This is a genomic window from Bacillus sp. LH1, assembly GCF_057924895.1.
Genome location: NZ_CM175007.1, coordinates 1772196 through 1785336 on the forward strand (window position 1 = coordinate 1772196; position 13141 = coordinate 1785336).

Genomic DNA, 13141 nt, shown 5'->3' on the forward strand with positions numbered 1-13141 from the left:
CTCTAGCATTCATGCTACCTTATGGTAACACCCCGAGTCTGTTTTTGGTTGGTACTGACAACGAACGATTGTTTTCCCACTTGCATCACCCTTTCGAAAAAGAGCAGTTCTCCCTTATGGAAGAAGCCACCACTCAGATGAATCCGGCGTGTGCTACAAGCCCCGACAAGTCGCGTACACATGGATGGTTGACGCACCCACTAAGCTATGCACAAAGCAATAGCCTTACGTTTTTGCACTTCTAATAGAATCGGCGTTTTCACTTTGAGATTGCCATCCAATTCTACAACTCCTGACTTTTTCAATGTATTCAGCGCACCATTAATATCAGCATGGATACATGTTCCTGCTTTACTTTGATACAGACCACGCGTAATTCGTTTGCCGCTAAAGCGATATTGCGTCTTATCATCCTTAGACGAAACTGGAACCGGATCCTTATCAAGAAAACTAGCTTTTGAAGTATAGCTTTCTTCTTGTTTGAAAAAGCGAATGCCTTCTTTTACACATTTATTCTCAATCGCTGCAATCAATTTCTGAAATGGGATTTGAACAAACTTTTGATTATTCTTTTTCCCCATATGAGAGTTTTGTTTCCAACCAGCGTTATACCCTACAACAATCGTATCTATATCGAATTCTTTCACTTTTTTGAACAACAGACCTACTGTTTGTGCAATATAACCGTTTATTTGTCTTTCTCGTTTATGCCAAAGTGCGGCCATTTTATTCGTTACAATACGTTTTGAAATTCCATTGTCCATATTTTTCTGCCCTAGATTACATATCATTTTGTTGAAGTATTGATTTATGGATTTTAGTTTTTTCCCATCCATTAAGAAGGCATCACCTGTATTGGTTACGCAACTTAACAATCTGTCTACACCTAAATCGCAACTCAAAGCGTTACTAGTGGTCGTAGGTGGTTTCTTCATTTGAGAAACGTGCATTTCATATGTATAATGCACCTCAAAGAACCGACCTTTTTGCTTTGGTACAATCTCAATGTAGGAGATGTTTTTATTTCTTAAGTTTTTTGGCATACGTATTTTAATAGAACCGAATTTTTTTCTGAATGCAACATTCATCGGAAACATCCAATACCCGTTCTCATCCACTTTTGGCACTTGATAGATTTCAATAATTCGTTTGTCAGTGGAACGAGAATAATTCGGAAACTTAGGACGCCCTGTGAACTGCTCAGTTTTTTTCTTCCACTGTTCCAACGCTTTAAAAAAGCTCTTCACTTCTGTAAACAAGGCTCTACGAATCGCTTGAACCGAATTTGATTGAATGCCCCAGTAATTCATATCGGCTTGCATGGCAGTATCCACTTCTCTTATAGTAGCCATTTTATTATGATTCAAGTAACTTTGTTTAATCGTGTACAATCCAACATTTCGCAATGCTTTTGAACTATGTGACATGCGTTGCAGTAAGCGGAATTCTTTAGCAGTCAAGCAAGCTCGCCCAATATTTTGTTTTTGAGTGAATCGTTGTATGATTTCTCTTTTCTTTTGTTTACGTAATACTTTCACTGCTTTCTTTCTGGCCATTGTTTTCACCGTCTTTCTTAGAGGACTCATTAAAAATTTTTTAACAAATCCATATTTGGAACGAAATGAAACAACATGCGAACATGTTCTTCATCGTAATTCCTTTTGACTCAAGTAGGTGAATGATAAGCATTATCCAATTTCGTTGTCTTACAATCTATTCCCTCCTCTCCTTATCTACGCAGATTATATCGTAAGACAAAAAAACAAACATTCGCACTCAAAAAATTATTATGAGCGAAACAAAAGAGTTCAGCCTACCTTCTGACGGCAATTCATCTCCACCTGAATTGTTGAGTTTCACCCGTAACACAAATCGGAGGGAGTCTTCTTGCCGAAAAGGATAAAAAAAGGAACAAAGGCGAATGCCTTTGTTCCTTTTTAAGAAAATGAAAAAGAAAAGAAGAAGATAGAACGAATTGCTTTGTATAGTTTTTCATAACATCCACTCCTTTTCATTTTGATTTGTTTTAAGTATATATCTTTTTGATTATACGAAACAATCTGATTACTTATCAAGTTTATTTTATCGTTTTTTAACAAAATGGTGTCAATGAAAAAAAGAAGAAAAATATTTGAATTTTTTGTGACGAACTTGTAGGTTTTTGTATGATTTTGTAGGTTCGCTTATAAGATGTGTGAGTAGCTTTTATAAATTCAAATTGAAAGCGTTCGCATGAAGGGGATGAACATAAATGAAAAAATTCGGATTAGCAACACAAATTTTTGTCGCGCTTGTTTTAGGGATTGTAGTAGGGGCAGTCTTTTATGGCAATAAAACGGCGATTTCTTATATCACACCAATTGGGGATATATTTATTCACTTAATTAAGATGATTGTAGTACCAATTGTTATTTCAGCATTAATTGTTGCAGTAGCTGGTGTAGGAGATATGAAGAAGCTTGGGAAACTGGGTGGTAAGACAATTCTTTATTTCGAAATTATTACGACGATTGCTATTTTAATGGGATTACTTGCAGCGAATATATTCCAACCAGGTACTGGTGTTGATATGAGTAATTTACAGCAAAGTGATATTTCTTCTTATAAACAAACTGCAGATGCAACAGAGAAGAAAGGTTTTGCTGAGACAATTGTTCACATTGTACCGAAAAACGTATTTGAATCGATTGCACAAGGTGACCTATTACCGATTATATTCTTCTCAGTATTATTCGGCTTAGGAGTTGCGGCAATTGGAGAAAAAGGAAAGCCAGTCTTTAACTTCTTTGAAGGCGTACTCGAAGCCATGTTTTGGGTTACAAATCAAGTTATGAAATTTGCACCATTTGGTGTATTCGCATTAATTGCCGTTACGGTTGCAAAATTTGGTGTAGCAACATTACTTCCGCTAGGAAAACTAGTGCTAGCTGTATACGTAACTGTTATACTATTCGTTGTGATTGTATTAGGTATTAATGCACGAATGGTTGGAGTAAACATTTTTACATTAATGAAAATTTTAAAAGAAGAACTGATTCTTTCGTTTACAACAGCAAGTTCAGAAGCTGTTTTACCTAATATAATGAGAAAAATGGAAGAGTTCGGTTGTCCAAAGGCAGTTGCCTCTTTCGTAATTCCGACAGGTTATACATTTAACTTGACTGGATCGGCTATTTATCAAGCGTTAGCGGCATTGTTTGTTGCACAAATGTACGGTGTGCACATGTCACTAACGGAGCAAATAACGTTATTATTCGTTCTCATGTTAACATCCAAAGGTATGGCGGGAGTTCCAGGTGCATCGTTCGTTGTTGTATTAGCAACGTTAGGTTCAATGGGGCTACCACTAGAAGGTATCGCGTTAATTGCGGGAATTGACCGCATTTTAGATATGATTCGCTCATCTGTCAATGTATTAGGAAATGCATTAGCGGCCATTGTTATGTCGAAGTGGGAAGGCGAATTCGATAATGAGAAAGCAAAACAATATGTAGAAACAGTCAAAGAAACAAAAGCAGCATAAGAAATCGTTAAGGAGTGAATAATCATGGCAACATTAACTGAAGTTAAAAATGGTGTTCGAATTGAAAAAGATTTTTTAGGTGAAAAAGAAGTACCAAACTATGCATACTACGGCGTACAAACAATGCGTGCAGTTGAAAATTTCCCAATTACAGGATACAAAATCCATGAAGGTTTAATTAGAGCGTTCGCAATTGTAAAAAAAGCAGCAGCGCTTGCGAATACAGATGTAGGAAGATTGGAATTGAACAAGGGCGGTGCGATCGCAGAGGCTGCTCAAGAAATTCTTGATGGAAAATGGCATGATCATTTCATCGTAGATCCAATCCAAGGCGGAGCGGGTACTTCAATGAACATGAATGCAAATGAAGTCATTGCCAATCGTGCTCTTGAATTATTAGGAATGGAAAAGGGAGACTATCATTATATTAGTCCAAATAGTCATGTAAACATGGCGCAATCAACAAACGATGCATTCCCAACGGCGATTCATATCGCAACTTTAAATGCGTTAGAAGGCTTATTACAAACGATGGGTTATATGCATGATGTATTTGAAATAAAAGCAGAACAGTTTGACCATGTTATTAAAATGGGTCGTACACATTTACAAGACGCTGTGCCAATTCGCCTTGGACAAGAATTTAAAGCGTACTCTCGTGTACTTGAACGTGATATGAAACGAATTCAGCAATCACGTCAACACTTATATGAAGTGAACATGGGAGCAACTGCAGTTGGTACAGGCTTAAATGCAGACCCAGAATATATTGAAGCAGTTGTAAAACATTTAGCTGCAATTAGTGAACTACCACTAGTTGGTGCAGAAGACTTAGTAGATGCAACGCAAAATACGGATGCATACACAGAAGTATCTGCAGCACTTAAAGTATGTATGATGAATATGTCTAAAATTGCGAATGACCTTCGCTTAATGGCATCAGGTCCACGCGTTGGTTTAGCGGAAATTATGCTACCAGCTCGTCAACCAGGTTCATCTATTATGCCAGGGAAAGTAAATCCTGTTATGCCAGAAGTAATTAATCAAATTGCGTTCCAAGTCATTGGTAACGACCATACAATTTGCCTTGCTTCAGAAGCAGGACAATTAGAATTAAACGTTATGGAACCAGTACTTGTTTTCAACTTACTTCAATCAATTAGCATTATGAATAACGGTTTCCGTGCCTTTACAGATAATTGCTTAAAAGGAATTGAAGCGAATGAAGATCGCTTAAAAGAGTATGTTGAGAAGAGTGTAGGAATTATTACAGCCGTGAACCCTCATATCGGTTATGAAGCAGCAGCTCGCGTTGCGAAAGAAGCAATCGCGACAGGGCAATCCGTTCGAGAACTTTGTGTGAAAAATGGTGTATTGTCACAAGAAGACTTAGAATTAATTCTAGATCCATTCGAAATGACACACCCAGGGATTGCAGGAGCAACTCTTTTAAAGAAAAATTAAAAGAAGAGGGGGGACAAGCCCCTCTTTTTTGTTTACAATATAGAAATGCTATATATGAATAGAGGTAGGGATGTTATGAGCAAGTTTACAGTAGCTTCTAATGGTGCATTAGAAACAACATTAAGAGGAGCAGAAGTATTATCAACACCACTTTTAAATAAAGGGGTAGCTTTCACACAAAATGAAAGAGAAGAGTTAGGTTTAAAAGGGTTATTACCGCCAGCGGTTTTAACGTTAGAAGAACAGGCACGCCGAGCATACGAACAATTTAGTTCTCAGCCGGATGATTTATTAAAGAATGTATACTTAACTGCGTTACATGATCGAAATGAAGTATTATTTTATCGTATATTAACAGATCATTTACGTGAAATGTTACCGATTGTATATACACCAACTGTCGGTGTAGCAATTCAAAGATATAGTCATGAATATCGTAAACCACGTGGCGTTTATTTATCAATTAACGATTCATCAGGTATCGAAGAAGCATTTACCAATATCGGTGCAACAGCTGAGAACATTGATTTAGTCGTTGTAACAGATGGAGAAGGCATATTAGGAATTGGTGACTGGGGCGTTGGTGGTATTAACATCGCAATCGGAAAATTAGCTGTTTACACTGCTGCAGTTGGAATCGATCCTAGTCGTGTATTACCAGTAATTTTAGATGTAGGTACAAACCGTGAGGAGCTATTAAACAATCCATTTTATATTGGAAATCGTCACCCTCGTATAACAGGTGAAGCTTACGATGAATTTATTGATACGTTTGTACAAGCGGTAAACAAACAATTCCCGAAAGCACTTTTACATTGGGAAGACTTTAGCTCTCGTAACGCACGAAAAATTTTAGATAAATATCGTCATGATGTTTGTACATTTAATGATGATATTCAAGGTACAGGTGCAGTTTCACTTGCGGCAGTATTATCGGCAGTGAAAGCTTCTGGTGTACCGCTAAGTGAACACCGCGTTGTTGTATTTGGTGCTGGTACGGCTGGAATCGGTATCGCAGATCAAGTTAGAGATGCGATGGTTCGCGTAGGCGTATCTGAAGAAGAATCATATAAGCGTTTCTGGTGTATTGATCGTAACGGGTTAGTTACAGATAATATGGAAGATCTTCTTGATTTCCAAATTCCGTACGCAAGAAAAGAAGCAGAAGTAAGTGAGTGGAAAGAAAATGATGTGATCGGACTTGCTGAAGTTGTGAAACATGTAAAACCGACAATTTTAATTGGTACATCTACTGTTGCAGGTGCATTTAAAGAAGAGATTATTAAAGAAATGGCTTCTCACGTAGAAAGACCAATCATTTTACCGATGTCGAATCCAACGCCACTTGCTGAAGCAAAACCAGCAGATTTAATCGAGTGGACAGAAGGAAGAGCGTTAGTTGCAACAGGAAGTCCATTTGAACCAGTTACATATAACGGTGTAACGTATGTGATTGGACAATCAAATAATGCACTTATTTTCCCAGGGCTTGGTCTTGGAACAATTGTAGTACGAGCAAGCGTCATGACGGATGGAATGTTCGCAGCGGCTGCTGAAGCAGTTGCAAGTATGGTAGATACAAGTCAGCCAGGAGCACCTATTTTACCAGAGGTCGAAGAATTACGTAATATCTCAGAAATGGTTGCAATTGAAGTAGCGAAAGTTGCAGTTGCAGAAGGTGTTGCAAGAGTGAACTTAAGTGATAACGATATCAAGATGGCAGTGCAAGAAGCAATGTGGAAGCCAGAGTATCGCCAAATAAAAGCGGTAGAAAAGGTTAGAATATAGAAAACAAGCCCGTTTATAACAATAAGCGGGCTTTCACTTTTACTACTGAAAAAAGTATAGGAAGTGTCACCTTTGAATTGGAATCAATTATGGAAGAAAGATATGTCCCTTTTAATTATATTAATGGTCGTTGTTCCGATTGCTGGGGAGCTGAACTTTCATCCCTTTAATGATACGTTTCGAGTTAGCTTCGGTACACCGCTATTCTTCTTTTTATTATTATTTTTAAGAAGAGTACCAGCAGGAGTTGCAGGTATTCTTGTTGGTATATCTGTAGTCTTATTCCGAGTATGTCTTGACTGGATCATGCAAGGTTCATTTCATATGACAGAATCATTTTATTTGCGTTATCCTGTGTTCTTCTATTATTTTATTTATGGCAGTTTTTTTTCGCTTTGTAGGGTAAATAAGTTCCATCAGAAACCAATCATTATTGGATGCCTTGGAATTTCAATTGAAATTGTTGCAAGTATGTCAGAACTTGCGTTTTATCACATGTTAGTACTAGGTACAACAATAACGATTTCTGAAGTGAATAAACTTATTATTATTGCTATTTTTCGTAGTTTCTTTGCACTTGGTTTTTTAAATATGATGAATTTATATGAAACGAAATTAAAAGAATCGCAAGTTCGAAAAGAAAATGAAAATATGTTAATGCATCTTTCTAATTTATATGTGGAATCTGTTCATTTGAAAAAGACGTTACAAAATGCGGAGTTAATTACACAAGAAGCATATCAACTATATCGAAATTTACAAGTAAGCGCTGATTCAAGTAGTAAAACAGCATTGAAAATAGCGGGGGAAGTGCATGAAATAAAAAAGGATAATCAAAGGATATTTGCAGGATTATCTAAACTGTTATTAGATAAAAATGTGGCTGAATATGTAGAAGGACATGAGTTAGCAGAGATGATTGTTAGAATAAACGAGAAGTATGCTGAAATGCTAGAAAAGGATATACGTTTTTCTAAACATATAGAAGGTGAGCATGCTGCATACCACGTGTATACAGTGCTATCAATTTTTAATAACTTAGTTGCAAATGCGGTTGAAGCAATTGAAGATAAAGGTTTCGTTATTATTAAGCTATATAAAAGAAATCAGCATATATTTTTTGAAGTAATTGACGATGGGCCTGGTATTACACAAAAGTATAAGAAATTAGTATTTAAGCCAGGATTTACTTCCAAGTATGATCAAACGGGAACACCGTCAACTGGTATTGGGCTTTCTTACATAAATGAAATGGTAACAGAGCTAGGCGGAGAAGTGAAATTAGAAGACCGAGAAAATAAAAGAGGATGTAAGTTTATCGTTTGTTTACCAGAGGATAGTTTAAAGCAGGAAGGGGAATAGATTTGTTTTATTATATCGTAGACGATGATGAAGTTTTCCGTTCGATGCTTTCGCAAATTATTGAAGATGGAGATCTTGGAGAAGTAATTGGTGAGGCGGATGACGGAGCTTTTATTGAAGCGGATCAACTAAATTTTAAAAAAGTAGATATTTTATTTATTGATTTGTTGATGCCGATGAGGGACGGAATTGAAACAGTTCGTCACATTGCGTCAACTTTCACGGGGAAAATCATTATGATTTCTCAAGTGGAATCGAAGCAGCTTATAGGTGAGGCATATACACTTGGTGTAGAATATTATATTACAAAACCATTAAACAAAATCGAAGTTGTATCTGTTGTACGCAAAGTGATGGAGCGTATTAGATTGGAGCGTTCTATACATGATATTCAAAAATCATTGAATAACGTGTTTCAGTGGGAAAAGCCGCAATTGCGTACTGAACCAGTGCAAGAAGGAAAAAAGATAGGGGATTTAGGACGCTTTTTACTATCAGAACTCGGTATTGCGGGAGAGAATGGAAGTAAAGATTTACTTAGTATGCTGGAATATTTATATGGTCAAGAAAAGGCACAGACATTTGAGTTTGGCTTTCCTGCGTTAAAAGAAATTTTTCATCATATTACGATAAGGAAATTAGGGGATCTAGCTTTAGAGGCGGATATTGATAAAGAGAAAAAAGCGTCTGAACAAAGAGTACGTCGAGCTATTTATCAGTCGTTAAATCATTTGGCTTCTTTAGGATTAACAGACTTTTCAAATCCAAAATTTGAAAGCTATGCTCCAAAATTTTTCGATTTTACCGTAGTTAGAAAACGGATGACAGAAATGACGAAAGATGAACTCGCATCTTCTGGTCATACGCGAATTAATACGAAGAAGTTTATTCAAGTGTTGTATTTTGAGGCGAAGAGGTTGATGGAGATAGAGTGAAGAAGATGCTTATAAATAAGCATCTTCTTTTGTTAAATCAACATTTTATATTTTCTCGTGGAGCATGTAAAATGTTAAGTAAGAGAAAATGGTTTTATATTAAGGAAGTGTCAAAGCGATGAGTTTCACATTGAATAAATCGATTATTAAAGAAGTGTGCGGAGAGACCTCATATAAAAGAGGTGAAGCCTATTATAAATCAAATAAAGTGATAATAGATCATTACGATGAAAATAAAGAAATTTGTGAGGCGACAGTAAAAGGGAACGAGGATTTCCATGTTACAGTAGCAAAAGCCAAAAAGGGTGATGTTGTTGCAAAATGTAGTTGTCCTTCATTAGCGTCTTTTCAAACGTACTGTCAACATGTTGCAGCAGTATTAATACAAATAAACTATAATCAACAAATAGGTGGAATGAGCTCCACTAGTAGCAGAAATGATCAATTGACAAGTGGTATGTTTCAGCTGTTTGCAGACAAACCACTGAGGCCAAAAAGTAAACAACACCGTTTTGATACACGTGAAATATTAGATATTGAGTTTATATGTACACCAGTTGCTACGAGAAGTGGTGGGGCTCTTCTTGGAATTCAATTGAAACTTGCCAAAGTGTATTTCATAAATCATATTAGAGAATTTCTTTCTAAGGTGGAGAAAAGAGAGTCTTTTCATTGCTCAAATGAATTTACATATACACCAGATGTACATAGTTTTAAACAAGAAACGGATGCGATTATTCAGCAGCTCATTAAAATGTATCATAACGAAAAAATGTATGAAGATACGCTAGAAGTACACGCGAAACAAGATGAAAGTATGATATTTATACCACCAGCTTCATGGAAAGATATGCTCTTTTCACTTTCTAAAGCTGAATATGTACAGCTGAAACAAAATGAACAACTGTTTCAGGGATTACAAGTTTCAAAAGGGTTGTTGCCGTTACACTTTGAATTTACGAAGGGAAATAATGGCGGATTTACACTTCATATAGAGGGTTTAAATCGTGTACAAGTTATGGATATGTATAACAATGCACTTTACGATGGGAAATTATATCACTTACACATTGAAGATTGTATGCGACTTATTGAATTACAAAAGATGATGAGTCGCTCAAATAGTAATCAGTTTTATATTCCAGAAAGTAAGATGGAACATTTCGTCGCGAAAGTTGTACCGGGATTAATGAAGCTCGGAACTGTACACATTGATGAAGTAATATCGGATCGTGTTGAAACACCTTCGCTAAAAGCAAAATTGTATTTAGACCGCGTGAAAAATCGCTTATTAGCAGGTCTTGAATTTCACTATGGGAACGTCATGATTAATCCGCTAGAAGAGGATGGACAGCCGTCTGTTTTTAATCGTGATGAGAAAAAAGAAAAAGAGATTTTAGACATTATGAGTGAAAGTGCCTTTGCAAAAACAGAAGGCGGTTACTTTATGCATAATGAAGAAGCTGAGTATAACTTTTTATATCACGTCGTGCCAACATTAAAAGGTTTAGTTGATATTTATGCGACGACAGCAATCAAATTGCGAATTAGTAAAGGGGATGCAGTTCCTCTTATTAGAGTGAGAAGAAAAGAAAGAATTGATTGGTTGTCATTTCGTTTTGATATAAAAGGAATACCAGAAGCAGAAATTAAAGGTGTATTAGCGGCCCTTGAAGAGAAACGTAAATATTATCGATTGGCGAACGGTTCGTTTTTGTCGCTAGAGAGTAAAGAGTTTAATGAAATTAATCAGTTTATAAAAGAATCAGGTATTCGGAAAGAATTTTTACATGGAGAAGAGGTAAATGTTCCGCTTATTCGGAGTGTAAAATGGATGAACGGACTTCACGAAGGCAATGTTTTAAGTTTGGATGATTCTGTTCAAGAGTTAGTAGAAAACATTCAAAACCCGAAAAAATTAAAGTTTGCTGTGCCAAATACTTTAAATGCAGAAATGAGAAAGTATCAAGTATATGGGTTCGAATGGATGAAAACACTTGCTCATTACCGTTTTGGCGGTATTTTAGCAGATGATATGGGACTTGGAAAAACGTTGCAAAGCATTGCTTTTATAGATTCTGTTTTGACTGAGATTCGAGAAAAGAAACTGCCAATATTAGTCGTTTCACCATCATCTCTTGTTTATAATTGGTTTAGTGAATTGAAAAAATTCGCCCCGCATATTAGAGCAGTTATTGCAGATGGAATTCAAGCAGAGCGCCGGAAAATTTTGAAAGATATAACGGAATTTGATGTTGTAATTACGTCATATCCATTACTGAGAAGAGATATAAGATTGTATGCAAGACCATTTCATACACTATTCCTTGATGAAGCGCAGGCGTTTAAAAACCCTACAACGCAAACGGCAAGAGCTGTGAAAACAATTCAAGCTGAATACCGTTTTGGGCTAACGGGTACACCTGTAGAAAATTCATTAGAAGAGCTATGGTCTATCTTCCATGTCGTCTTCCCAGAATTGTTACCAGGAAGAAAAGAGTTCGGTGATTTAAGGCGTGAAGATATAGCGAAGCGAGTGAAACCATTCGTATTAAGACGATTAAAAGGGGACGTATTAAATGAGTTGCCAGAGAAAATAGAGCACTTACAATCATCGGAGTTATTACCCGATCAAAAGAGTCTTTATGCTGCTTATTTAGCGAAGCTAAGGGAAGAAACGTTAAAGCATTTAGACAAAGATACGTTACGTAAAAATAAAATTAGAATTTTAGCTGGTTTAACGAGATTGCGACAAATTTGTTGCCATCCTGCTTTATTTGTTGATGATTACAAAGGAAGTTCAGCTAAATTTGAACAACTGTTAGAGATTTTAGAGGAATGTAGAAGTACAGGGAAGAGAATATTAATTTTTTCTCAATTTACGAAGATGCTTTCCATTATTGGTCGTGAGTTAAATCGACAAGCAATTCCATACTTTTATTTAGACGGGAGTACACCAGCGCAGGATCGTGTAGAGCTGTGCGATCGGTTTAACGAAGGAGAAGGGGATCTATTTCTCATTTCTTTAAAAGCTGGTGGTACCGGACTTAATTTAACTGGTGCAGATACAGTAATATTATACGATTTATGGTGGAATCCAGCTGTTGAACAACAAGCGGCTGATAGAGCGTATCGAATGGGGCAAAAAAATACAGTACAAGTTATAAAGCTAGTAGCCCACGGAACAATTGAGGAGAAAATGCATGAACTGCAAGAAAGTAAGAAAAATTTAATTGCTGAAGTGATTGAGCCAGGAGAAGAAAAATTAGCATCCATTACGGAGGAAGAAATAAGAGATATTTTAATGATTTAATATGAAAAAGCTATGCTTTCACATGTGAAAGCATAGCTTTTTGTTGTAATAATTATATTTTGTTTTGTGCAAAGTAAAGAAATCAAATGTTATTTAAATTACTTCTTTGTACCTTTACTTTTGTAGGGTTTGGCAGCTGCCTTTTTCTTTGCACTTGATTGCCAACGGTTCCATCCTTTACTTCCTGTACCTTGTCCTACACCTTTTTTCGGTTTTGCTTTCGTTTTACTCATATGATCACTCCGTTATATAAAAATCTTATTTGATAATAGTCAATGATTTAGAAAATACTCTTTATAAATGACTATGATTGCTTTAAGTAAAAATAAACTGCTTGAATGCTATAGTATAACATGAATTTGCAAGTAAACTGAAAGGAATTATAAAGAAAATGAAAATAATAAGAAATACTGCAGATTCTATATTCCGAACGATCACATTAATTGTTGTGTATACGTTAGTTTCGGTCAGTGAAACATTTTTGGGATTGACGAGGCAGAAAAAGTAAAGATGTTAAATTAACAACAATCAATAAAGCCGTAAAATAAAGAATTGAAAAACATTTTAAAACTTTTTGTTGACTTTCTTTATTTTTTGTATAGAATAATCATTAATAAAATGTTTCAGAGATGTGACAACAAAACGACTATGAAAGGACGAGTAGTAGTAGGACGTAGTTTAAGCGAGTCAGGGGTGGTGTGAGCCTGATACGAAGCCTATTATGAAGAACCTCCTGGAGTTGCTAACCGAAATCCT

8 protein-coding genes and 1 other annotated feature (1 of these 9 running past the window's edge) are annotated in these 13141 nt (G+C 36.1%); of the genes, 6 read left to right on the top strand and 2 right to left on the bottom strand.

Going from position 1 to position 13141, the window contains the following annotated elements; translation table 11 throughout:
* Window positions 1–200: 200 nt before the first annotated feature.
* Complete coding sequence (locus ACX9TM_RS09440) at window positions 201–1556, bottom strand: RNA-guided endonuclease TnpB family protein (protein WP_065382063.1); 1356 nt, start codon at window positions 1554–1556, stop codon at window positions 201–203.
* 695 nt (window positions 1557–2251) lie between these two features.
* Between ACX9TM_RS09440 and ACX9TM_RS09445 the strand changes: the two genes are divergently transcribed.
* The 6 genes from ACX9TM_RS09445 to ACX9TM_RS09470 all read left to right on the top strand — a co-directional run bounded on the left by ACX9TM_RS09445 (window position 2252) and on the right by ACX9TM_RS09470 (window position 12385).
* Window positions 2252–3523, top strand: coding sequence for a cation:dicarboxylate symporter family transporter (locus ACX9TM_RS09445; RefSeq protein ID WP_000713293.1), 1272 nt, complete (start codon window positions 2252–2254; stop codon window positions 3521–3523).
* A 24-nt stretch (window positions 3524–3547) separates the two neighbouring features.
* Entirely contained in the window at window positions 3548–4987 is a 1440-nt protein-coding gene (aspA, locus tag ACX9TM_RS09450) for an aspartate ammonia-lyase (protein WP_048538206.1), read from the top strand.
* A gap of 75 nt (window positions 4988–5062) precedes the next feature.
* Window positions 5063–6775 carry an oxaloacetate-decarboxylating malate dehydrogenase gene (gene malS, locus ACX9TM_RS09455; RefSeq protein WP_002195357.1) on the top strand — a complete coding sequence of 571 codons (1713 nt, stop codon included), beginning with the start codon at window positions 5063–5065 and terminating at the stop codon, window positions 6773–6775.
* A 63-nt stretch (window positions 6776–6838) separates the two neighbouring features.
* Window positions 6839–8137, top strand: coding sequence for a sensor histidine kinase (locus ACX9TM_RS09460; protein WP_002023846.1), 1299 nt, complete (start codon window positions 6839–6841; stop codon window positions 8135–8137).
* A gap of 2 nt (window positions 8138–8139) precedes the next feature.
* Window positions 8140–9072, top strand: coding sequence for a response regulator (locus ACX9TM_RS09465; RefSeq protein WP_000500302.1), 933 nt, complete (start codon window positions 8140–8142; stop codon window positions 9070–9072).
* Window positions 9073–9190: 118 nt separating this feature from the next.
* Window positions 9191–12385 carry a DEAD/DEAH box helicase gene (locus ACX9TM_RS09470; RefSeq protein ID WP_065382356.1) on the top strand — a complete coding sequence of 1065 codons (3195 nt, stop codon included), beginning with the start codon at window positions 9191–9193 and terminating at the stop codon, window positions 12383–12385.
* A gap of 98 nt (window positions 12386–12483) precedes the next feature.
* On the opposite strand, the gene ACX9TM_RS09475 is transcribed toward ACX9TM_RS09470, so the two are convergent.
* The gene (locus ACX9TM_RS09475) at window positions 12484–12618 is read right to left on the bottom strand and encodes a DUF3934 domain-containing protein (protein WP_000047588.1); all 135 of its coding nucleotides are present in this window, start codon (window positions 12616–12618) and stop codon (window positions 12484–12486) included.
* Between the two features lie 406 nt (window positions 12619–13024).
* Window positions 13025–13141 (top strand) — a binding site (T-box leader); it runs 142 nt beyond the window's last position.